Origin of the sequence: Nostoc sp. ChiVER01, assembly GCF_034531155.1 — a bacterium.
GTDB lineage: Bacteria > Cyanobacteriota > Cyanobacteriia > Cyanobacteriales > Nostocaceae > Nostoc.
Map to the genome: position 1 here is coordinate 1 of NZ_JAVRBS010000003.1, position 23,822 is coordinate 23,822.

The 23,822-nt window shown below is 43.4% G+C and carries 17 protein-coding genes and 1 pseudogene; 5 read left to right on the top strand and 13 right to left on the bottom strand.

Going from position 1 to position 23,822, the window contains the following annotated elements; translation table 11 throughout:
• Window positions 1-200: 200 nt before the first annotated feature.
• The 3 genes from RMY00_RS04590 to RMY00_RS04600 all read right to left on the bottom strand — a co-directional run bounded on the left by RMY00_RS04590 (window position 201) and on the right by RMY00_RS04600 (window position 3,374).
• Window positions 201-1,124: an IS4 family transposase gene (locus tag RMY00_RS04590; protein WP_416212040.1), complete on the bottom strand. Its 924-nt coding sequence runs from the start codon at window positions 1,122-1,124 to the stop codon at window positions 201-203.
• Window positions 1,125-1,723: 599 nt separating this feature from the next.
• Window positions 1,724-2,521: a peptidylprolyl isomerase gene (locus RMY00_RS04595; protein WP_322646424.1), complete on the bottom strand. Its 798-nt coding sequence runs from the start codon at window positions 2,519-2,521 to the stop codon at window positions 1,724-1,726.
• 478 nt (window positions 2,522-2,999) lie between these two features.
• Complete coding sequence (locus tag RMY00_RS04600; protein WP_322646425.1) at window positions 3,000-3,374, bottom strand: cytochrome c; 375 nt, start codon at window positions 3,372-3,374, stop codon at window positions 3,000-3,002.
• A gap of 210 nt (window positions 3,375-3,584) precedes the next feature.
• On the opposite strand from RMY00_RS04600, the gene petG reads away from it, so the two are divergent.
• The gene (gene petG / locus RMY00_RS04605) at window positions 3,585-3,698 is read left to right on the top strand and encodes a cytochrome b6-f complex subunit V (RefSeq protein ID WP_063721252.1); all 114 of its coding nucleotides are present in this window, start codon (window positions 3,585-3,587) and stop codon (window positions 3,696-3,698) included.
• A gap of 129 nt (window positions 3,699-3,827) precedes the next feature.
• Here petG and rsmD read toward each other — a convergent pair whose 3' ends face one another.
• Both rsmD and hisH read right to left on the bottom strand, forming a co-directional pair.
• Entirely contained in the window at window positions 3,828-4,373 is a 546-nt protein-coding gene (gene rsmD / locus RMY00_RS04610) for a 16S rRNA (guanine(966)-N(2))-methyltransferase RsmD (protein WP_322646426.1), read from the bottom strand.
• Window positions 4,374-4,456: 83 nt separating this feature from the next.
• A complete protein-coding gene (hisH, locus tag RMY00_RS04615) occupies window positions 4,457-5,092 on the bottom strand; it encodes an imidazole glycerol phosphate synthase subunit HisH (protein ID WP_322646427.1) in 636 nt (211 codons plus the stop codon).
• Window positions 5,093-5,150: 58 nt separating this feature from the next.
• Between hisH and RMY00_RS04620 the strand changes: the two are divergent.
• The 3 genes and pseudogenes from RMY00_RS04620 to RMY00_RS04630 all read left to right on the top strand — a co-directional run.
• A pseudogene (locus tag RMY00_RS04620) lies at window positions 5,151-5,381 on the top strand (peptidase C15); the annotation flags it as partial.
• A 457-nt stretch (window positions 5,382-5,838) separates the two neighbouring features.
• On the top strand, window positions 5,839-7,206 hold the full coding sequence (locus RMY00_RS04625) for a DUF3370 domain-containing protein (RefSeq protein WP_322646428.1): 1,368 nt from the start codon (window positions 5,839-5,841) through the stop codon (window positions 7,204-7,206).
• Between the two features lie 388 nt (window positions 7,207-7,594).
• The gene (locus tag RMY00_RS04630; RefSeq protein WP_322646429.1) at window positions 7,595-8,032 is read left to right on the top strand and encodes a response regulator; all 438 of its coding nucleotides are present in this window, start codon (window positions 7,595-7,597) and stop codon (window positions 8,030-8,032) included.
• 82 nt (window positions 8,033-8,114) lie between these two features.
• Here RMY00_RS04630 and RMY00_RS04635 read toward each other — a convergent pair whose 3' ends face one another.
• From RMY00_RS04635 to rpsT, 8 genes are all read right to left on the bottom strand, one after another.
• Entirely contained in the window at window positions 8,115-8,648 is a 534-nt protein-coding gene (locus tag RMY00_RS04635; RefSeq protein WP_322646430.1) for an RICIN domain-containing protein, read from the bottom strand.
• A 252-nt stretch (window positions 8,649-8,900) separates the two neighbouring features.
• Window positions 8,901-10,232 carry a hypothetical protein gene (locus RMY00_RS04640; RefSeq protein WP_322646431.1) on the bottom strand — a complete coding sequence of 444 codons (1,332 nt, stop codon included), beginning with the start codon at window positions 10,230-10,232 and terminating at the stop codon, window positions 8,901-8,903.
• A gap of 170 nt (window positions 10,233-10,402) precedes the next feature.
• Window positions 10,403-14,449, bottom strand: coding sequence for a DNA-directed RNA polymerase subunit beta'' (locus RMY00_RS04645; protein WP_416212034.1), 4,047 nt, complete (start codon window positions 14,447-14,449; stop codon window positions 10,403-10,405).
• 96 nt (window positions 14,450-14,545) lie between these two features.
• Window positions 14,546-16,423, bottom strand: a complete 1,878-nt coding sequence (locus RMY00_RS36065; protein ID WP_416212035.1) for a DNA-directed RNA polymerase subunit gamma — start codon at window positions 16,421-16,423, stop codon at window positions 14,546-14,548.
• Between the two features lie 123 nt (window positions 16,424-16,546).
• Window positions 16,547-19,846 carry a DNA-directed RNA polymerase subunit beta gene (rpoB, locus tag RMY00_RS04650; protein ID WP_322646432.1) on the bottom strand — a complete coding sequence of 1,100 codons (3,300 nt, stop codon included), beginning with the start codon at window positions 19,844-19,846 and terminating at the stop codon, window positions 16,547-16,549.
• A 96-nt stretch (window positions 19,847-19,942) separates the two neighbouring features.
• On the bottom strand, window positions 19,943-20,128 hold the full coding sequence (locus tag RMY00_RS04655) for a hypothetical protein (protein WP_322646433.1): 186 nt from the start codon (window positions 20,126-20,128) through the stop codon (window positions 19,943-19,945).
• A gap of 468 nt (window positions 20,129-20,596) precedes the next feature.
• On the bottom strand, window positions 20,597-21,382 hold the full coding sequence (locus RMY00_RS04660) for a TatD family hydrolase (protein ID WP_322646793.1): 786 nt from the start codon (window positions 21,380-21,382) through the stop codon (window positions 20,597-20,599).
• Window positions 21,383-21,465: 83 nt separating this feature from the next.
• Window positions 21,466-21,762: a 30S ribosomal protein S20 gene (gene rpsT / locus RMY00_RS04665; RefSeq protein ID WP_322646434.1), complete on the bottom strand. Its 297-nt coding sequence runs from the start codon at window positions 21,760-21,762 to the stop codon at window positions 21,466-21,468.
• A gap of 725 nt (window positions 21,763-22,487) precedes the next feature.
• Between rpsT and hisD the strand changes: the two genes are divergently transcribed.
• Window positions 22,488-23,789 (top strand): histidinol dehydrogenase, encoded by a 1,302-nt coding sequence (gene hisD / locus RMY00_RS04670; RefSeq protein ID WP_322646794.1) that lies wholly within the window; start codon window positions 22,488-22,490, stop codon window positions 23,787-23,789.
• Window positions 23,790-23,822 lie beyond the last annotated feature (33 nt).

A 23,822-nucleotide genomic window follows, 5' to 3' on the forward strand; every position in this document is an offset into this window, starting at 1 on the left:
TAGGGGTTGCCCTACGCAAAAATAGCTCGATGCCAGGTTCTATTCTTAAACTAAAACCCCCTAGCTCTCATAACAGCTAGGGGGTTTTAATTTATGCTGAATTTAGTATTGGATAAATTGTTATGACTTATGACTCAAGAATTTGGGATTTAAGAAAGTCTATTCTTGATGGACGTTAGAGTTGATTCGTAAACAAAAGCTTAAGATACCATTCGCTTTATTATCAGACGAATCAATGAACCATAAATCATAGCTTCACTTAATTCTATGTACTCATAATCCTTACTCAAACGCCGAAATCGATTGAGCCAACCGAATGTACGTTCTACGATCCATCGTTTCGGCAATCGCTCAAATGCTTTAATGGCATCTTTGAGACTATCAAGGTTAGTTAATAAAAACCAGCCAGCAGGCTCAACAACTCCACGATATTTGCGTTTGTAATATCCGGCGAGATTAAATTTAGCAAAACCTTTCTGTTTCGTTGCTTGAATACCTGTTAAAAAGAACGAGATGCCGGGAGTTAATTCCAAAGATTGTAAGCGTTGGTGTGATTGGTTTTCTTGCCGAATATAAGTACCTTGTTTCTGACGCAATACAAAGTCAATGCTCTTGCTATGTAACCAATTTGCTAATTTTATACTGTGGAACTCTCTATCTCCCAGTACCAGCATTTGATATCCCTTAAATAACTGCAATAGTGGACGAATTAATTTTTTCTGCTCTCCCAAATTGCTACATCCTTTTTTCGGTAACAATATCCAGTAAACAGGTATTGCTCTTTTTTGTTCTATTAAACTAATTACAAATACATTTTGCGAACGCCATTGTGTTCTATCAATCGCAAATATCAGCCGTTTCTCTCTTGTTTTCAGACTATTTTTTACCCATCGTTTGAGCAGGGGAAACCACAGATATGGAATCGACAACTGCGGTAGCAGTAAAAATTTTTGTATACTCCGTCGGCGACTTTCAAATCTTATCGGTTGTGGAAAGACTGTTGCTAGTTTCTCAATTGTCACAGTTTTATGAAATTGCAATAGCATCAGCAAGATTTCTAGCATCTTGTACTGCGCGGGTGTCAGTACATAATGAGCGCAGTTTTGGTAGAATTTAGGTAACATTATCATTTGATAGGTCTTGTTGAGAATACCTGACCTATCTTTTTTTACCCCAAAACGGTCACACTCCTCTATTTTATTTATTGCCTTCAGCCGCTTTGTCACCCCTTCAGGCACTGCACCTAAACGTTCTGAGGAGAGTTGATGAGTCGAAAAAGTTATATCTAAAATATTAGGAGTTTCCTCATCAGACTGATGATTCATTTAATTAAAAATTAGGTTGAACAGAGATTAAATAATTCATAGGCAGCTTCTATTGAAGGTTCGATTTTAGAAATTCAGGATAGCAGTCAGATCAACCATATTCATTCCCGGATATCGGGTTAATTTTTAACTGTGTTGTAGTTTCTTGGCACGTTCAGCCACGTCTTTTATTATCTAACTTCTTTCTGCTGCAAGTTCTCTAATCTTTTTAGTCTAACTACCCCTATTTTATTTTGACAAAAGCGAGATTCCACTTTTTAAAAATTAATGAGGTGCAATTCCGCCTACTATTTGAACAACATCAAAAGCGATCGCTCTTCCAGCATGAATACTAACAGACCGATCGCTATGTTCAGTTTTGAAACCAACCAAGCATAGGAGTTACCTCCCATATTTAGTTAGGCTAAAGGTTGATCGCCCTCTCCCTGTGGTAGCATTCCCACCTCTGATCGTGGTGCAGACATGATTTGCTTTTGCTGTTCTTGTAGCCAGGTTTCAAAGAGTTCATTGAGCAGTCGTACCTTCATAAATTCATCTAGTTGTGCGGGGATAAATTTTTCCAGCCGCAAAATCACGAACCAGTCGGCGATGCGAGTAGGGGGCAATATCTGACCTGGCTGACTGCTAGATAGCATTTGCACCATTACCGGATGTAGTGCATTTAGTTCAATCGGGCCTACTAAGCCTCCAGTTTGGGCCTCTGGGCCGAGTGAATATTCACGCGCCAAGTCAGCAAAAGAGTTTTCTTTTGCCTGAATGCGGAAGTAAAGTTCTTGGGCTATTCCCACATCCTGGGTTCGCAGTAGAGAATAAATTACTTTGTCTAGTTTTGTCTTGGACTGAAAAAAGTAGGATTCCAGTTTATTACCCCAAGTAGCTTGCTTGAATTTTTCAATTTTAAGCTTACGAGTGATAATAACTTCTAGCTGTTCGGGAGTCAGCCCTTGATGTGCCATCCAAGTCTGGATGTCTTCTTCATTTTTGAACTGTTTTTCAGTGTAAAACTGCTGTTTAGCTTGGGCTACTTCCTCAGGTGTACACTCTATTTCTAGCTTGGCGGAGCGTGAGTTTTGCTCTATCGCCTCATCAATGATTAATTCGCGCTGCAACTGTGGCAGCATTTGGTAATTCGCCAGTAAGGAAATCAATTCACTAGCTGTAATTGTACGATTACCGATTTGGATCGCTTCAGTCATTAGCTTTCGGCCATCTCAAAGTATCTAGTTTGTTAAAGAAGCTAAACCTTAGTCCATTCATTGGGAACTTTTGTCTTAATCTTATCGAGTTAGGTATGCAACCTGACTTTAGTGATAATTAAATAGTGGCTTTAACATACTCTAAAATATACAGTTTATATGACTTTTCATCAAAGATTCTACGTAAATGCGGTCAGATATGAAGAAAAGGACAAAGACCAATGACTAATGAGACTTATCGCCACTGCAACTTAGAAGACGAATTTATCAAACTGAGCTAGGGTACTTTGAGATAACCCTCTCTTAATAAGGTGTTTTTAGTTAACCAGAAATACTCACTCTATAGCGAGTATCATTTGAATCTGATTTTTCCCTTTATCTTTTTGGTAAAGCGATATCTACGACGGGCTGTGTCTACGCTCACTATGCTTCTATTCCAAAATCTTATTGTGTATCCCACAACCAAAAATTCTAATGTTTACAATGACTCTAAATAATTCAAAAGATCCGCCATTTCTTGGGGACTAGGTTGGAATTTTGGCATTGGGGGGGTTTCGCCACTGATCACCTGGCGAATTAGTCCATATCGAGACTTGTGCTTTGAGACAGCTTGCAAACTAGGGCCTACTCGCCCATCTGCTTCCAAGCCATGACAACCAGCACAGTTAATTTGAAAGATCGCGTGTCCTTGAACTGGGTTTCCTGTTAAGGATAGAACGCTCTTGACGTATGGATCGGAGGCTTGAACCAACTGAACACCAAAAAAGCCCAAAGGGACTACTAGCAGTATAGCCAGCGTCAATAAAACGATCCTCTGAATCAAAATTTCAGGTTTGGTAATCTGGTTATCCAAAAGGTTTGCTGTGAAAATCTAGGTGTGCTAAAAAGTTTTCATTTCCTACACATAGCTTAAAAGTTCTTGATTGTGTCTGCAAGCACAGAAGACTATTTTCTTGTGGGCAGTCACCCTCCAAAAAGGCTGTAGGGCGCAGGATTCATACGAAATTTGGTAAAATCAAAAACAGGCAACGAATATTTAATAATTTCAAAGAGGAGATTTACAGTGGTTGAACCCTTACTATCAGGTATTGTGCTTGGTCTAGTTTTCGTCACCCTTGCTGGACTGTTTTACGCTGCCTATAAGCAATATAAGCGCCCCAATCAGTTGGGGGGATAAGCAGTGCTGAGTTTTGTTAGCGGATAGCTATGGTTTAGCCTGTGCTAAGTTTTGAGTGGGAGTATGAGGGGGATGAGGGAGACAAAATAAAATTTTCTCCTCCTGCTTCTTTGTCTGCCCCCTCTTTTCTCATTGGACAATTCTGTAGAAAGTAAGTGATGTGTTGCCGTAAACTTTCTCGCGGCAAATTTCCCAATGGGTAATTTCTGGCGGTTTCCAACCTTGTGAGGCGTGTTCAACTGCGATTTCACCGCTAGGATCTAAAAGTTGATAGTGAGCGATCGCTTCTAATACTGGCTGGTACAATCCACTGGCATAAGGTGGATCAAAGTAAATTTTATCGAATTGCTTGCCTGATAAATTCTTTAACTGTTGGACAATATCTCCTCGCAATACCCGAAGTTCTTGCTCGGCATTGGCAACAGGTAGCCAATTTTGTTGGATGGTGGCACAGGCTCGGCTCGATTGTTCAATTCCCACTACTAGGCTGGCTCCTCTACACAAAGCTTCTGCGCCCATTGAACCAGTACCGGCGCACAAATCTAGCCAGCGACAACCTGCAATTTCTCCCTGCCAAATATTAAATACTGCTTCTCTTACCCGCGCACTAGTGGGTCTAGTTTCTTTTCCGGGTAAAGTTTTTAGCTGGCGATTTCCGTAAATTCTCAGGCTCATTGGTTATTAGTTATTGGTCATTAGTCATTGTCATTAGTCATTAGTTTTAGACAAAGGACAAACAACAAATAACAAAAATAGTATTAGGCAGGAATTTTTTCGCGGACTTGAGCAACAAAATTAGATAGGATTTGCAATCCGATATTAGAGGATTTTTCGGGGTGAAATTGGACTGCCATCAAATTTTCGTGGGCGATCGCAGCTGTGACAGTTTGAGTACCGTGAGTGACGGTTGCTGCACGGATTAGCGGGTCTATTGGGTCAACATAGTAAGAATGGACAAAATATACCCAAGGTTCGGACGGTAAATGCTCCCACAAAATACTTTTTGGTTGAGTCATTTCCAGTTGATTCCAACCCATGTGAGGAATAGTGATGTCAGGTTCTGGGCGAAACCGCCGCACTTTTCCTTTGATAATTCCTAGTCCTGGTTGAGTACCTTCTGCACTTGATTCAAAGAGAATTTGCAATCCTAAACAAATTCCTAAGAACGGTTTACCAGATGCGATCGCTTCTTTTATAGGTTGTTCCAAACCACGCGATCGCAGGTGTTGGACTGCTGGATCAAATGCTCCCACCCCCGGCAGAACTATTGCATCTGCCTGCTCTAATTCCTTTGGAGAATAAGTAACATTAGGAGTTGCTCCAGCTTTTTCCAAACCTTTGCAGACTGAGTGCAAATTTCCCATCTCGTAATCTACGACCGCAATTACTGGCATTCACCTGCTCCTTGTAAATTTATTATGGAGGGTTTTTCTATTCTAAATAATATTTGTTATGAAGAAAAGAATTCTATTAACTTCTTTTGACATTTGCCTAAAATATCAACAGTCGAATTCTTCTGATGATTTATTATTTGAAGTTACCAAACTTGATCTGATACCAGATGATTTAAGTTTTTTACCGTAGTTGCCGGTAGATGTACAATTTGCCAGTACTCGGGTAATGGAAAAAATAAATGCAATTCAACCTGATTACATCATCTGTTGTGACATAGCTGTAAGCCGTACATAATTAAGTGGGAAAGCAGTTGCTAGGTAAGTAGGCGAGAATAAATCAGATTAGGTTAAGTAATGTAAAAAGCCTTGAGATTATTTTATAGTCAGGACTTTAGCCCTCATTTGAGGACTAAAGTCCTCTCTAGAAACTTTTAATTATTTGCACCGCTTTACTTAGCTGTAAAAAAATTGTTTTGCAAGCAGCAGTTGATTTAAAAGAATTAGTCACGAGAGCAGCAGGGATTGAGATTAGTTACGACTGCGGGAAATTTATCTGTGTTCGCGTAGTGTTTCGTAAAGAGTACTTAAGCTAAAAGCAACTCATGGTAGGTTGTATTTTTGCCCGCGTTCTGGTTCTCAATCAAGAAAATTGATGGGGATTCTCGCAGATTCCGTATTAATTATTAACAAACTGGCACTTTCATCAAGTTGTTAATGTCTGTATGGTGAAAGAAATATTTAAGTATATGTTGCCATTGTTACTAATTTTCCCAATTGCTCAATTAAATCCTGTCACGCCATCACCTGAAGAAGTCATACAACCACAAGAAGTGCGTCCTTTACCAGGTCAATTGGATACAGTGCCAACTTTTAACAGCAATAGTCCAGAATTGGTTTTGAAAGAAGGAATTTTACTCTCCACTTTTCCACCAAATGGCAAAAAAGTGCCAGCAGCGCATCTAAATTTTCCTTTTCGAGGACGATTTGATATTTTTGCCCATCATATTACTAGAGCTGAACCAGCAGAGAATTTGCGAACGCTCTATTTAGGGGTAATTTTGCACAACCCTAGTTCGGAAGCAGTAAAGGTGAATATTTGGCAGGCAGCGAGTTATTTGAGTCAACCGGATGCACCATTTATTGATCTACCATCCTTTAGCCAAAATCTTTTGGGTACAATTTTTTCTGGCCCAGGCGATCGCGTCATGTCTGATGTGCTGAGAGGGCAGCGACAAGAGATTTTTCCTGCCCAAATTGACATTCCAGCAGGGCAAAGTCGGATGTTACTAAATTTACCAATTCCTGTGCAAGGATTGACACCACCTCTCAATGGTCGGTCTACATTGATCCGATTGCAAAGTAATGGCACTGTCTATGCAGCTAGCCTAGCCATGTTTGCACGAGTGAATCCCGATGGCAGTGAGCGATCACCGACTTTAGAAGAGTGGCAGAATTTACTAGATAATGGTGATTTAGCTGGCCCACGGGATAAAGCGCCCACTCCCATAGAAGAAACTGGCAAACCAAGAATTTACGGGCGTGTTGCTGGAGTGGCTGCTGGTTCACGATGGAGAGCTTTATTAGTAGATAATCCTAAAGCCAGGTATTTGACTATTCCCCAGCCTGGTCTAGTGTTTTCTTACCCTCTGAGTAGCCTGCATGGCGGTACATTAGGAACTGGTCAAATTCAAAGTGCTACTATGCTGGTGCGCTATCCTGACACCGCATATCGCGCTCATGGGAACTATGGAATTCAATATAATCTCAAGTTACCCCTATACAACAATACTCAAAGTCCTCAAACTGTAAGCGTGTCGATACAAACACCACTCAAGGAGGATCAATTGGGAAAACCGGGGTTACGCTTTCTTAGTACACCAGCCAGTCAAGTATTCTTCCGAGGGACAGTTCGGGTACGTTACAAAAATGAGCAAAATCAGCCGCAAACTCAGTTTGTGCATTTAGTGCAAAAAAGAGGTCAACCAGGAGAACCCTTAGTTTTATTAAATATGAAAGCAGGCGATCGCTCTTTAGTAGAAGTTGACTTTCTCTATCCGCCGGATGCTACACCACCGCAAGTATTAACAGTTTCAACTCAAGCTGAACCTCGGTAATGAATGATGGGTAATGGGTAATATTTCTCCAATTACCTGTTACCAAAAAAATATTAATCAACTGATTTACAAAGCTTTACTGTTTACCAACTTGGCGCGGCTCAGAAGCACAACCCAAAGACGCTACCCAAATCTAGTTCTGGAAAATAGCGTGATTTATTATACTAACTAAAATTATTTTTGACTAATGATTATCAAAGGCTGTGGTCATAAATAACTTGTTCGGGGCGATCGCTTACCTAACAGGGCGGTGAATCTGATCTGTGAATTAACTTCTTCATATTGATAAAACTTTTCACCCCAAATTTCTGTATTTAGGCTGAATATTTATTCCTCTTCATGCGTTGCAATAGAAATAGGAGACTATAGCAGGCAATAAAGGGATGGCATGACAACCGATCAAAAAATCAATCAAGACACTGAGTCAAATCCGCTTCAGCACCTTATTGGAACCCTGATTTTACTGGTAGAGGATGAGCCAGATATTGCAGATTTGCTCACCTTCGTTTTGGAAGCAGATGGTGCAGAAGTGATAGCTTTAAGCGATGCAGAAGCAGCCCTTGCCTTGGTAGAATCGCTTCATCCCGATATTCTGTTGTGCAATGTGAAATTGCCCGATCATGATGGAAATTGGTTAATTGAGCAAATTCGAGTGCATTCTTGCTCATCCTTAAGACAGTTGCCCGCGATCGCTATCACTTCTTATACACGGGAAGTCTCAAGTCATAAGGCTTTAAATGCTGGCTTTAATCGATTTCTAGTCAAGCTTGAGAGTCCAGATGAAATCGTAGATGAGATTGTTCACCTGCTATCTACCAATCTTTAAAAATAAATTGCATTAATACTTGCTGGAAGTACAGAGTTAGCTGTACACTTCTATACACTACTCAGTTTAAACTAGCAGACTCTCAAAAACCTATCGATAAATTCCACAATTGTCCTGAGAAGTTACCACACTTAGCCATAACGGGTTTATTGTTTATTCCATCGTTGATGATATCTAAACACTTATTTGACCCTGTAAACTGTGTACGTAAACGATAATACTTAGGAGAACCAGCAGGTTGTATGTTCCAAAGCTGTCCTGAGAAGTTACCGCACTTAGCCATAATGGGTTTATTATTTATTCCATCGTTGATGATATCTAAACACTTATTTGAACCTGTAAACTGTGTTTGTAAACGATAATACCCAGGAGAACCAGCAGGTTGTATGTTCCAAAGCTGTCCTGAGAAGTTACCGCACTTAGCCATAATGGGTTTATTATTTATTCCATCGTTGATGATATCTAGGCACTTATTTGGCCCTGTAAATTGTGTTCGTAAACGATTATCACTTGACTGAGCAGTTACCTCTTTTACTGGGGGCAAAGTGGCAGAGGCAGAAACTATCATAGCTAATAGTACAATTTTACTCAAAATTGCACTGTAATTATTCGGCATGGGAAGTGATACCTCTCACTAATAAATGTATTAATCATATAGCTTTGCTGCACACCAAGAATTTTCATTTGGAAAATATCTAGCTCGATTTCAGCACATTATTTGAATTTTCCACTTTTGAATAAGCACTGCCAGTGTTCACCACCAAGGTAATGTTACAGTATTTGGGTGTTATCTCTGCCTTTTTGAGTCTGTATCAAGCATTAGCGTTCCAAAATATACTTGATTGCATAAAAAAGACAGAGAATGCATTTAAAGTTGAAAACCCTTTGCTGGTTTTTTTTGCCCTTTACTTTTGGGCTTGAATTTGTTAACTTCTCCTAAAGCTTCTTGAAATAAATTGTGTAGGTGTATAGGGACACTAGCAATTTCTGGTAACTCTGGCTCAATAGGTTTATTGAATTCTTGCAAAACTGCGTCCAAGTCACTTTCAAGACGAAACTCTGGACGTTGCAGAACTATTTGCAACACATTTTCTAATTTAGTTGGATACTGTTGTGCTAACCGATGCCAAATAAAAGCATTAATACTTTTATCTTCAAGGTAGTAACGAACGAGTTTTTCCGCTCCTTGAACACTTTGCCAATCCTCTGCCGATAAAATTGCTTGTACCTTACTATATGTTGGTAAAAACATTTGTCCCCAACGAGGATGAGAAAGAGCTGTTACTTGTTCTGCTTTCTTGAGTTCCGCAGGTAAATCAACCTTTGGCATCACCATTTTGCTATTACTGCTTTTACTGTTAAACATCTGAGAGACTACGTTGGAATCAGCACCAAATTCTTCTGCTGCTGCTTTTATTTCATCGTCTCCAATGCCAGCTGCTTCTGCTACTTCAGCTAAAGATTTAGAAGTATCAATTCCTGCTTCGGCAAAGCGTTTTTCAGTAATTAATTCTTGGAATTCAGCTATTTTTTTATTAAGCTGGTATCCAGGTAGTGTAATTTCATCAGTACCAAAAAAGTCCACAAACTGCTGATGATACTCTCCAACTGACTGCCAAGCTTCTTCTAGCAAGTCGGGAGCATCGCTGTAAAGATTACTTTTATAGTTTTCTTTGAAATTACCAATTGCTACAGCAAGTTTTGGTTTACCTAATTTACCCATTATTGTGTAGGGGCCAGAAAACATCCAGTAGCTATCGGTAATAGGAGAAATGCGAGTTAGTAAAATTTCTCCTACTTTCAACCGAGATATGGCCTGTAATGTTTGAGTATTATTTGGCTTGACGATGTAGTGTTTATCTGTTAGCCAATTTGTCAATTCAAAGCCATCAGGTAAGATGTTGGTGATGGCAAATAAGCCAATGAAACTATGATGCCAACTGTTAATCAGGTTGCGATCGCTTTCTTCTAAATCTGGATGACTTTCGATAAACAACTCTAATGGAGATTTATCACCGACTTTCCCGGCTGTCAGAAAGCTATCGATAATTAAGTCCTGCTGTGTACTATCCCCACTTCCACGGCGCAACTGTGCGGCTGCATAAGTTTCCAGTGCTTGTGCTAGTTCGCCTTCAGCATCAAGGACAAAATCAACTAAGGCTTGTTTTAATTGGTGCGATCGTTCTAATATGACATCCACAAGTTAATCTCTCGGTGCAACAGATGTAGATTATAGCTCTTGAGAGAATTACAGCATCTAGCAATAGCTAGATTTATGGTGATTAGATAACAAAATAAAAAGGCAAAAGAAAATCTTCTTTTGCCTTTATTAATTTTTACCTTTTAATAGAGACGGTAAATTTCAAGTCTCTATTCATCGTCGAAATCATCGTCGTCGTCTTCTTCTTCCTCGTAATCGTCGTCGTCTGCGATTTCATCAGCGATTAATTCATCTTCGTCATCTAGAACTGACCTTTCTGCACGTCTGCTACCAAAACCAGATTCTCCAAGAGTAGGAGAATCTAAATTATAGGTGCGAGCTGTGCGGTCATCTAAGACCATATCCAGGGGATCATCTACTTCATCCAAGACACTACTGCTAATCTCAGCAGCATAATCTTCGATCGCACCAGGTTCTTCATAGGTATTGTAGCCAGTACCAGCCGGAATCAATCGCCCGATAATTACGTTTTCCTTTAAGCCGCGCAGCCAGTCGGATTTACCTTCAATAGCTGCTTCGGTAAGTACCCGTGTTGTCTCTTGGAAGGATGCGGCGGAGATAAAGCTGTCGGTATTCAACGAGGCTTTGGTGATCCCCAATAATACTGGGGTATACTGTGCCCTAGCACCGCCTGTAATTGCCATAGCTTCATTCACCTGCTCAACTTGGCGCAGTTCCACCAATTCACCAGGAAGCATTGTGGTGTCACCACCATCATCAATCCTGACTTTATTGGTCATCTGGCGAACAATCACTTCAATGTGCTTATCGGAAATATCAATCCCTTGAGATTGATAAACCATTTGCACTTCATTCACCAAGAATGACTGTACTTTCTGCAAAGCATGGCTAGCACAAGCATAGATTCCATCTTCAGAACCCAGGCTAAAGAAGATTTCCAAAATTTCGTGGGGATTGGATGGGCCATCGCTTAATGGTTGTCCTGCTAACACAGTCGATCCATCTGGCACAATCAAATTTTGTCCTGGGCCTAGAGGATAATCTGTGATCACGCCATTTGATTCTACGACCTTGATAGCGATCGCTTCATCACCATTTTCAGCGTAAACTACCTTAACTTCACCCCCTCGGCGACATAAAATGCACGCTTCTTTGGGTTTACGAGCTTCAAGTAGTTCCTCAATCCGGGGTAAACCTTGAATAATATCTCCGGTTTTGGCGCGTTCAAACACCAGCAACACCAAGTTATCACCCCGTTGTACCAAATCGCCGTCTTCTATTTGCAACACAGCACCAGGGCTGACTCGATAAGGACGACCGATACGGGTAGTAACAACATAGTTTTTAGTACTCAGGGCTGATTCCTCACCAGATGCAGCAGTGGCACTTTTAATATCCACTACTTGTCCTGATTCTGGGGCAAAAACTCCAGGAGCAACTTCTGTACCTTCTACTAGTAAGTCACCCACTTTTACTTTTGGCTGAGTAGCAGTATTAATGCTTAACCTGTCAGCGTCACGCAACACTAAACAGCGACGCACGTTTTCGGTTCCTTGTCGGACACCCCGCACTTCCCCGCCTTCTTTACATAAGATTTGGGTACGTGCAACCACAGATCCAGGGGCGATGGTAAGCCCATCTTGTACCTCAAGTGTGGTTTGAGTGCTACCTTGGGTGGCATCGGCGGTAATGTCTCGACGAATTACCAAGGACTCTAAAATTACCAGTTGTAAACGTTGAACTTCTGGATCTTCAGTATCCTCTACTAATTCAATATCTGCTGCCAGGGGTGAAGCATTATGGTCTTGTTCCCCTTCTTGCTCAATTTCCAGCACTAGCTGGGTTCGCAGCAGTTCCACGCCTTCAACAGATTTAACGCGTTCTGAATCTTTGTAAGGTAGTCGCTGCACAGCCCGCAATTGAATTGATCGCCCGGTTTGTTGGCTTACCGATGTAGTTGATGGCACATCTGGATTATCAGGTACGGCAAACTCAACTACTGGACGACTCAACAGGGCAGGCCCTTCTGGTGTCTCCACATACTGGATATAACGCAATTCCGTGGCGACATTGCCTTGGAATTCCTCACCTGGTTGGATGAAGGTGTTATCTCGCCCGATCACTGATTCGGGATCGTCCACCATCAGCAGTTCTCCAGGCTTAACCACAACTTCCCGTAGAATGTCGTTTTTCTGAGTAACTTCTATCACACCACTGTTTTGGCAGAAGATATCTTTTACTACCTCAGTGCCAGCTTCTACAAACTGACCGTCTTCTACCAACAGCAAGGAAATATCTTTATTAACTTCGTGGCTTTCTTCAGGAATCCACAAAAGAGTACCGCCTTGCACGACTTCATAACCCAGCTTGGCTTTACCTTTTTTCTGGACTTCTACACCTGCGAATTTTAGGAATCCACCAGTGGTTGTCCGATAGCGGTCATCAATTAACTCAGCTACTACTTGACCGTTTTGCACTTTTGTGCCTGGTGTAGCCCGGAGGTTAAATACTTGGTTGTTGCCAGTGGAGACTAAGTAGTTATTCCGCCCTTGGGAACTTTGGACTGTCACCGTTGCTTGGTCTAGTACCACAGAAGCAGTGATAATTTCAATTTCCCTAGTACTCTTACCTGGGGTAGCTTCTGGTAAGCGCACCACACCGCCATGCAAACTGGTTAACTTGGTTTCTGCTAAAACTCCGTTAGAAGCGATCGCATCTCCATTTTTCACTACCAATTCTGCACCAGGTGGCAAGTTGTAAACTTCCCCAGACAAAATCCAAATCAAGCCACCGCGTGCGGCTGTAGTTGTGGTATTACCTTGACGGTCAGTTTTTTGTTCTGGAACTACTTCTGCAAATTGCACTTCTCCTGCTAAGTCAGAGGCTACATCTTTAACTGCTTTTTCTGTATTAGTCCGAGTTGTGCGTCCACCAAGGGCAACCTCTGCTAACAACTGACCTTGTTTTATCTTATTTCCATCAAATACATATAGTGTTGAACCTTGGGTAAGATGAACCTCTTGGTTCTCTGGGGTAACATCACCTACTTTTGTTGGCTCCAAAAGCATGACGCCATTAGCTTCAACATATAAGGCATCTTCCCCGTGGCGGGTACGATATGTTCTGGTTTTTAGTTTGCGGGGAAGCTTAACAGTTCCATCGATTTTAGAACGAACTTGTTGCGCCACTTCTCCAGTAAACACACCACCTGTGTGGAATGTCCGCATGGTTAGCTGGGTGCCAGGTTCACCGATACTTTGGGCAGCAATAATTCCCACAGCTTCGCCCAAGTCCACCATCTTGGCGTGGGCTAAACTCCAGCCGTAGCAGTGTTGACAGACAGAACGTGCCGCTTCACAAGTTAGGGGACTCCGCAGCACAACTTCTGCCACCCCAGATTTTTCGATTTTCTTCGCCAAGTCCTCAGAAACTGGGGTATTGCGTGGTGCAATAACTTCTTTTGTCACCGGATGCAGCACATCTTCGGCAACTACCCGTCCCATCAAGCGGGTTCCTAGAGGGATCAAGGTTTTGGCACCTTCTGTCATTGGTCGAATGGGAATTCCTCTGGTGGTACCACAGTCAAATTCCCGAATAATCACATCCTGGGATACGTCCACCAAACGGCGAGTGAGATAACCAGAGTCAGCCGTCCGCAAGGCAGTATCCACCAATCCTTTTCTGGCACCGTAAGACGAAATAATGTATTCCGTTACAGTGAGTCCTTCACGGAAGTTGGTTTTGATGGGCAAATCGATAATTTCCCCTTGAGGATCTGCCATCAGTCCCCGCATCCCCACCAACTGCCGGACTTGAGAGATGTTACCCCGTGCCCCGGAGAATGCCATCATGTATACGGAGTTGAGAGGATTAGTCTTCTTGAAGTGAACGACGACTTCATCTTTCAAGGCTTCACTAGTACCATTCCAAGTATCGATTACCTTTTGGAAGCGTTCTACTTCAGTAATTTCTCCCCGTTGATAACGGGTTTCAGTAGCACGAATTTCTTCCTCGGCTGCCTCTAAGAGCAATCGCTTAGTTGGTGGTATCATCAAGTCATCTACACTGATGGAAACCCCGGCTTTGGTAGCGTAGCGAAATCCCAAATCTTTTAGTTTGTCCGCCATCACTGCGGTTCGCGCCGTACCATAATGCGTAAACGCCCAAGAAATTAAATTTCTCAGCTGACCCTTATCAACCACCCGATTGCGAAAAATCATTTTTTCGTTAGTCATTAGTCATTAGTCCTAAGTCATTGGGCATTGGGCATTGGGCATTGGGCATTGGGCATTGGTAATTTTTCCTATGCGCTATGCCCCATGCCCTATTCCCTAACTTGCTAGTGCTTCCTGAATGGCATTGTTATAAATAACGCGACCAGGAGTTGTGTATATATACTGAGAAATTACATTGCCTTTAGCGTCTTGTCTGACTCGACGGAACTTATAGAGCAATGTGCGGGTACCATCCTCGTTTTCCGTCACTTTCACGGGTTCTGTATCCGGTTGGTCTGATTCTATTTCACCGTCAAACCGCACATAGATATAGGCGTGCAAGTCAATTTGATCTTGCTGGAAAGCCATAATTACATCCTCTAGCGAAGAAAAGTAATTTCCTGCTCCTTTTGTTGCACCGGGATTTTCTGCTGTTAAATAATAGGCTCCCAATACCATATCTTGGCTAGGCGTGATGATCGGTCTACCCGTGGCTGGTGACAAAATATTGTTAGAAGCCAACATTAACAACCGCGCTTCAGCCTGACTTTCTAAAGAAAGAGGAACGTGTACCGCCATTTGGTCGCCGTCAAAGTCAGCGTTAAACGCTGGACACACGAGAGGATGCAGTTGAATTGCTCTACCTTCTACCAAAATTGGTTCAAAAGACTGAATACCCAAGCGGTGCAATGTTGGTGCCCGGTTTAGCATTACAGGATGTCCTTCAATCACCTCTTCCAGCACATCCCAGACACTGGGATCATTACGGGATATCAGCTTTTTCGCAGCTTTAATGTTATTTACCATGCCGCTACGAATCAGGCGGTTAATTACAAATGGTTGAAATAGCTCAATTGCCATTTCTCTAGGCAAACCGCACTGGTGAATTTTCAGCTTTGGCCCGACCACAATTACCGAACGTCCAGAGTAGTCAACTCGTTTACCTAACAAGTTTTGTCGGAAACGTCCTTGCTTACCCTCAATAATGTCGGACAAAGATTTTAGGGGTCGGTTATTTGCCCCTACCACAGTGCGTCCTCGACGACCATTGTCAATCAAAGCATCCACTGCTTCTTGCAGCATCCGCTTTTCGTTCCGCACAATAATCTCTGGTGCCAAAATTTCTTGCAAGCGTGCCAAACGATTGTTGCGGTTAATTACCCGCCGATACAAATCATTCAAATCGCTGGTGGCAAACCGTCCGCCATCTAGCTGCACCATTGGGCGCAAGTCGGGCGGAATCACAGGAATAACTGCCATTACCATCCACTCTGGTTTGGAACCAGTAGCGATGAAGTTGTCAATTACCCGTAGTCGCTTAATTAGCTTGGCTCTCTTTTGTCCCTTGGCGTTGCCAATTTCTTCGCGTAGGCTTTCCGCTTCTTGTTCCAAATTGATATCGGCAAGCAAACGCAACAGCGCTTCAGCCCCAATACCTACCTCTACGCCTTGCAGCACAGAATCTTCGCTATAAATTTGGTCTTCTATTTCCAACCACTGGTCTTCGCTCAATAGCTGTTTGTAAGTTAAAGTTTCGGCATTACCTGGACTTATGACAACATAAGAGTTGAAATAGACAATCTGCTCGACATCCCGCAAGGGCATATCCAACAGGATGGAAATATAGCTAGGAATACCCTTGAGATACCAGACGTGGGCTACTGGTGCGGCGAGTTTAATATAGCCCATGCGGTGGCGACGCACCCGTGACTCGGTAACTTCTACCCCACAGCGCTCACAAACAATACCTCTGTGACGAACTCTTTTATACTTGCCACAATGGCATTCCCAATCTTTCGCGGGGCCAAAGATCCGCTCACAAAATAAGCCATCCATCTCTGGCTTGAGAGTTCGGTAGTTAATCGTCTCTGGCTTGGTAACTTCACCGACTACTTGACCATTGGGCAATGTTCTCTCGCCCCATTGGCGAATGCGTTCAGGGGAAGCCAAGCCGATTTTTACGTAGTCAAACTGATTAGTTTGGGCAGGTCTCATACTTAAGTGCTGAGTTTCGAGTTATGAGTTTTGAGTATATTTAGTTTTACAACATTGGGAACGGGGCATTGGGCATTGGGCATTTTTCCCATTTGCTATGCCCGATGCCCAATTCTCTAATTCTTATTCGTCATCTTCCAGCGATTCGCGGGAAAGAGATTCATAAGTTGGTCGAGGAGGTGTGCGACGGGCTGATTGGTCTGCCATCAAATCGACTTCTACATCTAAGGAACTGCCGTCTGTTTGGGTTTCTACCTTGTGAACGGCAATGTCTAACCCCAATGATTGCAACTCGCGCATCAGCACCTTAAAGGATTCTGGGGTTCCAGGTCGAGGAATTGCCTTACCTTTAACGATCGCATTTAACGCTTCATTCCGTCCTTGCATATCGTCAGATTTAACTGTAAGCAATTCCTGTAAGGTGTAAGCTGCACCAAAGGCTTCCAATGCCCACACTTCCATTTCTCCAAATCTCTGACCACCTTGTTGTGCTTTACCACCTAAGGGTTGCTGAGTTACCAGTGAGTATGGGCCTGTGGAACGGGCATGGATCTTATCATCCACCAAATGCACCAGCTTCAGCATATAAGCCACACCGATGGTAATTGCTCGGTCAAAAGGTTCACCTGTACGACCGTCATACACCATGATTTTGCCTGGGTTATCTGGGTTATATACCCAATCTTTCCCTGTTTCGTCTCGTGCTTCTTGCAATTTGCCATGCACGATTCGGCGAGATGACTCTTCCCCGTACATTTCGTCAAAGGGAGTAATTTTAAATCGCACTCCCAAGGTTTGACCAGCCCAACCCAAGAGACATTCAAATACCTGACCGACGTTCATCCGGCTAGGTACACCCAAGGGGTTAAGTACAATATCCACTGGTGAACCATCGGGCAAATAAGGCATATCTTCCGCCGGTAAGATCCGAGAAATAATCCCTTTATTACCGTGGCGTCCTGCCATTTTGTCCCCAACTTGGATTTTGCGTTTTTGAGCAACATATACCCGGACTACCATATTGGCTCCTGGTGGCAGTTCATCGCCTTGTTCACGAGTAAACAAGCGCACATCAACTACGCGACCTTTTTCACCGTTTGGTACTCGCAGAGAATTGTCTCGCACATCCCGTGCTTTCTCACCGAAAATTGCACGTAACAGTTTTTCTTCTGGCGGTTGGTCAGATTCACCCTTGGGTGTGACTTTTCCTACCAAGATATCACCAGCTTCTACCCATGCTCCAATGCGAATGATTCCCTGTTCATCCAACTGACGCAAGGCATCTTCCCCGACGTTGGGAATTTCTCTAGTGATTTCTTCTGGCCCCAGTTTTGTCTGTCTAGCTTCAATTTCATATTTTTCAATGTGAATTGAGGTGTAGACATCATCCTGCACCAATCTTTCAGAGATTAAAATCGCGTCTTCGTAGTTGTAGCCTTCCCAAGGCATATAGGCAACGACGATATTTTGTCCTAGCGCCAATTCACCGCCTTCGGTGGAGGAACCATCAGCCAATACTTGACCAGCAACAACCCTTTCACCAATGCGGACGAGAGGTTTCTGATTTAAACAAGTATCTTGGTTGGAACGTTGGTACTTGGAAAGGGTGTACTTAATTTCGGGGGTATTAGGTTTAGGACGGACGCGAATTTCTGTAGCATCCACATAGGTGACATCGCCATCGGTACGCGATACAATCACCATCCCGGAGTCTCTTGCTCCTTGGGCTTCCAAACCAGTACCCACTAGAGGACGTTCTGGCTTAAGCAGGGGTACTGCTTGCCGTTGCATGTTCGATCCCATCAGCGCTCGGTTAGCATCATCATGTTCCAAGAAAGGAATCATGCTGGTTGCTACCGATACAATCTGTACGGGAGATACTGCTACGTAGTCCACCTGTTCTGGTGTTGTGGTGGAAAATTCTTGGCGATAGCGGACTGGCACTAGTGGCCCAATAATGTGCCCGGTTTCATCTACAGGGATGTCTCCAGGAGCAACCCGTAGATCGTCTTCTTCATCGGCTGTCATGTAAGCTGGAGGCAGATCAAATCTGACTCGCCCATTTTCTACAGGTCTAAATGGTGTTTCGAGAAAACCATATAGGTTAACCCGCGCATGGGTTGCTAGGGAGCCAATTAATCCGGCATTGGGGCCTTCTGGTGTCTCAATGGGGCAAATACGTCCATAGTGGCTAGGGTGAATATCCCGCACGGCAAAACCAGCGCGTTCACGGGTTAAACCACCAGGGCCAAGAGCGCTCAGACGGCGTTTGTGCGTCAGTTCTGCTAAGGGATTGGTTTGATCCATGAACTGACTTAATTGGCTGGAACCAAAGAATTCTTTAATTGCTGCTACCAATGGTTTGGGGTTCACCAAGGAAGCGGGAGTTAGCACTTCGGCATCGGATACAGTCATCCGTTCCCGAATGATTCTCTCTAAGCGGTTTAAGCCCACCCGCACTTGGTTTTGCAGCAATTCACCGACGCTTCTCACCCGGCGGTTCCCTAAATGGTCAATGTCATCGATATTACCAATGTCATATTCTAGGTTGATCAGGTAATCTACGGCTGCCAAGATATCGCCAGCAGTCAACACGCGCATTGTGTCTGGGACAGAAAGGCGCAATTTCTTGTTGAGTTTGTAGCGTCCGACGCGACCAAGGTCATAACGTTTCGGGTCAAAGAAACGAGAATCTAGGAGTTGTTGTCCACCTAATACTGTGGGTGGTTCACCAGGACGGAGTTTGCGATATAACTCCATCAGAGCTTCTTCTTCAGAGAATTGCCCTTCTTTTTCGATGGTTTTTTGAAAATATTCGGGGTGGCGTAAGGCGTCAAAAATTTCGTTGTCTGATAACCCTAAAGCCTTTAAGAGTACCTGGGCTGAGAGTTTGCGGGTTTTGTCAATGCGTACCCACACCAAATCGTTACGGTCTGTTTCAAATTTCAGCCATGCTCCTCGGTTAGGAATTAAGCTAGCTGAATAAGTACGTCGCCCGTTTTTGTCGATTTCTGATTTGTAATAAACGCCTGGCGATCGCACTATTTGGTTGACAATTACCCGCTCGGCTCCGTTAATAATAAACGTGCCGCGATCGGTCATCAAAGGCAAATCACCAATGAATACCTCTTGCTCTTTGATTTCCCCGGTTTCCTTATTAATCAACCGTGTGGGAACATACATTTGGACGGCATAAGTACTATCCCGCCGTTTGGCTTCTTCGACGCTGTACTTTGGCTCCTTGAGTTTGTAGTTATGACCCAAAAAGTGCAGTTCTAATTTGCCCGTATAATCTGTAATAGGACTAAAGGAGTTAAGTTCTTCTATCAACCCTTCTTCCAAAAACCAGCGAAAGCTTGATCGCTGAATTTCAATCAAGTCGGGCAACAGAAAGGCGGGTTCCATATATGTGTCTTTGGTCATGCCTCTACCTTTGTCAACCTGGTTAAATTTTTACTTAGACACTGCTATTTAACGTTTCCCACTGCAAGCTAGTGTCCATAGCTGTTTGGGAGCTTCTTACACACCTGTAAATAGCAGGTGTGGGCAAACGCAGCGATGAAAGCTGAAATAAGCAATTTGCACAAGGGGGTAATCGCCTAAAATCAGGGATTTAGACGCCAAAAACCCACTATAGTCTTGATTGAAGAAGAATATACAGTTGAGATATTCCTGATATTCCTGAGTTTTATCTACTTTCTTCATTTCCCCTCCAAAAAGCGCGTTAATTTGCTGACGCAGCTCTAGACGGTGTGTCTTAATCCACCCGGCTATTTATACTCTCAGTGATATCCTAGATATCCTAAGACTGAGGGAATGATCCGCACCTTTCGGCTTTGAATTAGAATCACTTCATTTTGCTGGATTGTACTCACAAGGCAATTTTGTTTAACGATTTTGAATAGGTTCGATACACGCCAAGCCGATGTTGTGCAATCTAGCTCAACTTGAGTTGGCACAGTTAGTCATGTGTGGAGAGCATCCGCTTGTAGAGATTTGGAGGATGGCCAAGCCGATAACAGGACAGAAAATTAGGCTCAGAAATTTTAGGTTCCTTCCTTTATCATTATGGCGCAAGCAAAATGTTTTTGAGGGAATAATATTACCATATTTTCCCTCTCTAGAGTTTTATTTTTTTTAGCACAACGGAATAAAAGAGAATTATTGCACGCTTTATATTGACAGACCAAATAATTCACAGGCATTCTGGGTGGTTTGATGGGCGATCGCCTCTACCGTTTCCTGACGCAGTTTAGCTACTTGCTCGGCTACATATTGCACGTAGGCTGGCTCGTTACGCCTCTCGCCTCGTTTCGGAACTGGGGCGAGAAATGGGCAGTCTGTTTCAATCAGTAGGCGATCGCTACTTACCATCGCCGCCGAGGATTGGATCGCTTTGGCGTTTTTGAACGTTACCGTCCCGCTAAAGCTGATGTAGAACCCCAAATCGAGAAACCATTGAGTTTCTTCTGGCGTTCCTCCCCAGCAATGCATGACGCCCCGTACTCTTTCTCCTTTGAGTTCGCGCCATTTTTGCAACACTTCTCTGGTGGCTACCGCAGCGTCGCGGCAGTGGATAATTACTGGTAAGTTGAGTTCAGATGCGATCGCTAACTGTGACTCAAACACCATCAGCTGATGCTCATAGTTATCAGCTTTGTAAAAATCCAGCCCCATTTCCCCAATTGCTACCACATGAGAGTCAGAACTCGCTAAAGTTTTGATTTTCTCGGCTGTTTCGTGATCCCATTTATCAGCATCTAAAGGATGTAATCCCACGGCAAAGCTAATTTCGGGAAACTCGTGCGCTATGGATTGAATTCTGGAAAACTCTTCTGGGTGAACACAAGAATGTACTAAACGTACTACTCCTGCTTCTTGCCACCGCGATCGCACTGTTGCTAAATCCGGCTGAAAACTATCAAAGTTGAGATGAACGTGCGTGTCTATCAGTTGCATCTTTTGTCCTTTCTTGTTGTCCTTCGTCATTTGTCGTTTGTTTTGTTACCAATGACTAATGACTAAGGACAAATGACCAATGGCTACTGGGCTGTTTGTGTCAGAGGTTTTAGTCTGTGAGCCAATCTTGACTTTTTCCTTGCCCCATTATTTGGATGAAGGACACCCCGCTTGGTCGCTTTATCTATTTTGGCGTAAGCCTCGGATAAGCGAGCCTCTGCTTCTTGTTTTAATTCTGGGGTAGGATTAGCTGTATAGACAGCTACAGCATTAATGTATTTCTTCATCAGCGTCTTGACTGCTGATTTGTAAGCTTTGTTACGCAGTCGGTTACGTTCTGCGATTTGGGCACGCTTGAGAGCAGACTTTGTATTCGCCACAGTCAATTCCAAAAATACTATTAATATGTACACACACTACTAGACTTACTAATATAGCACTCAAATTGCCAATGTTATAATTTCCTAAAAAAAATCTATCATTGGACATTCAGTAGTAGAAGATAGTCCATAGTTTTCGCTCCCAAATCCCCAGTCCTTAATTTGGTATGTCGTCAATTAAGGAAATGCGTTAAAATAAAGTACATGTAAAATAGTTACCCTAACTTCTTACCTGGTTAAGCAATGTGATTGCCAATATAATCAATCTGTCCCGAAAACAGGTGTATTGTCAAAGGCAAGGAACTGTAAATAGCTAAATTTCAGGGGTTTATAAAGTATAGAATCGATACTATATTATCGTCTCTGTACAGTTTTTAACTACTAAAAGTTAGGAAAAGAAAAATTACACTCAGACCCTACCCTCTGTAAATCTGGGGGATTGGATGTGTAAATACACTACCTACACCCCGCAAGGAGTAAGGGTAAGGGCGTAAGAGTAGCAAGAAATGGCACACTTGTTTATTGGCGCTAACCTACCAAGGCTAGTCGGACTGAGCAATTAAGTGGCCTGATCAAGCAAACTAGATGCTGGCAGACTTGAGAGTATCAAAAAAATCCAGGTTAAGCTAGAGAAGAGAATTAGAGTCAGCTTGCACACCCCAGTGGGTCAAGAGCAATACTAAATCTCAGGTGTGAATATTATATTTTGGCATTGTCCTTACTCCATGCTGCGAATCATTACTCAGCAGGCAGACGTTAGAGCAGAACTACAACGGATCTGCGATCGCACCCATGACGAACAGGTGCTTCACAAAGAAGCAACGGTGCGGGAAGTTTTGCAAGCAGTGAAGCGCCAAGGCGACAAAGCTGTATTGCATTACACAGCCGAATTTGACAAACAAACCCTGAAAGCAGAAGAACTCCGAGTCACAGGTTCGGAACTAGATGCAGCCTATCAGCAGGTGTCAAAAGAGTTGTTGGGCGCAGTTCGGCTAGCTTGCCGCCAAATTGAAGCGTTTCATCGTCAGCGAGTCCCAAAAAGCTGGGTACACTTTGGTGACGATGAAGTAGTGCTGGGCAAACGCTACACTCCCGTAGATCGGGCGGGGTTGTATGTACCTGGTGGCCGTGCCGCCTATCCCAGTACAGTGCTGATGAATGCAATTCCGGCTCATGTTGCTGCTGTACCTCACATCGTGATGGTGACACCACCAGGCCCAGGGGGTGTAATTAACCCAGCAGTCTTGGTAGCTGCCCAAGAAGCAGGAGTGCAAGAAATTTATCGCATTGGGGGCGCACAAGCGATCGCTGCTTTAGCATACGGCACAGAAACAATTCCGAAAGTGGATGTGATTACTGGCCCTGGAAACATTTATGTCACTCTAGCGAAAAAACTTGTCTATGGCACCGTTGGCATTGATTCTTTGGCAGGCCCTAGCGAAGTGCTGGTGATTGCCGATGAAACCGCAAATCCGGTGCATGTAGCTGCTGACTTGTTAGCCCAAGCCGAACACGATCCGATGGCGGCAGCAATTTTGCTGACGACAGATGCGGCTTTGGCAAAAAATGTGCAATTAGCCTTGGAAAGACAGCTAGTAGATCACCCACGGCGAATAGACACAGAAAAAGCGATCGCTCACTACGGCTTGATTGTCCTTGTAGAATCGCTCGAAGCAGCAGCAGAACTCTCAAATGAATTTGCCCCGGAACACCTGGAATTAGAAATCAAAGACCCTTGGGCACTGTTACCACAGATTCGCCACGCTGGGGCAATCTTTTTGGGTTACTCCACACCAGAAGCTGTAGGCGACTATTTGGCAGGCCCTAACCACACCTTGCCAACTTCTGGTGCTGCCCGTTATGCTTCGGCATTGGGGGTGGAAACTTTCCTCAAACACTCTAGTATTATTCAATACTCCCAAACTGCGCTGCAAAATGTGGCTAGTGCCATTGATGTGCTAGCGACAGCAGAGGGTTTACCTTCTCATGCTGATTCAGTCCGCCGCCGAATTCAGCAAGAAGAGTGATTTGGAATGGTTCATTTTTTCTTATAAGTGACT

Excerpts from the sequence above, each read along its gene's own strand:
- RMY00_RS04590 (WP_416212040.1), bottom strand. The coding sequence starts at position 1,124 with ATGTTACCTAAATTCTACCAAAACTGCGCTCATTATGTACTGACACCC.
- RMY00_RS04630 (WP_322646429.1), top strand. The coding sequence starts at position 7,595 with ATGACAACCGATCAAAAAATCAATCAAGACACTGAGTCAAATCCGCTT.
- RMY00_RS04645 (WP_416212034.1), bottom strand. The coding sequence starts at position 14,449 with ATGACTAACGAAAAAATGATTTTTCGCAATCGGGTGGTTGATAAGGGT.
- RMY00_RS04625 (WP_322646428.1), top strand. The coding sequence starts at position 5,839 with ATGTTGCCATTGTTACTAATTTTCCCAATTGCTCAATTAAATCCTGTC.
- RMY00_RS04595 (WP_322646424.1), bottom strand. The coding sequence starts at position 2,521 with ATGACTGAAGCGATCCAAATCGGTAATCGTACAATTACAGCTAGTGAA.
- RMY00_RS36065 (WP_416212035.1), bottom strand. The coding sequence starts at position 16,423 with ATGAGACCTGCCCAAACTAATCAGTTTGACTACGTAAAAATCGGCTTG.
- rpoB (WP_322646432.1), bottom strand. The coding sequence starts at position 19,846 with ATGACCAAAGACACATATATGGAACCCGCCTTTCTGTTGCCCGACTTG.
- RMY00_RS04660 (WP_322646793.1), bottom strand. The coding sequence starts at position 21,382 with ATGCAACTGATAGACACGCACGTTCATCTCAACTTTGATAGTTTTCAG.
- hisH (WP_322646427.1), bottom strand. The coding sequence starts at position 5,092 with ATGCCAGTAATTGCGGTCGTAGATTACGAGATGGGAAATTTGCACTCA.
- RMY00_RS04655 (WP_322646433.1), bottom strand. The coding sequence starts at position 20,128 with ATGAAGAAAGTAGATAAAACTCAGGAATATCAGGAATATCTCAACTGT.
- rsmD (WP_322646426.1), bottom strand. The coding sequence starts at position 4,373 with ATGAGCCTGAGAATTTACGGAAATCGCCAGCTAAAAACTTTACCCGGA.
- RMY00_RS04635 (WP_322646430.1), bottom strand. The coding sequence starts at position 8,648 with ATGCCGAATAATTACAGTGCAATTTTGAGTAAAATTGTACTATTAGCT.
- hisD (WP_322646794.1), top strand. The coding sequence starts at position 22,488 with ATGCTGCGAATCATTACTCAGCAGGCAGACGTTAGAGCAGAACTACAA.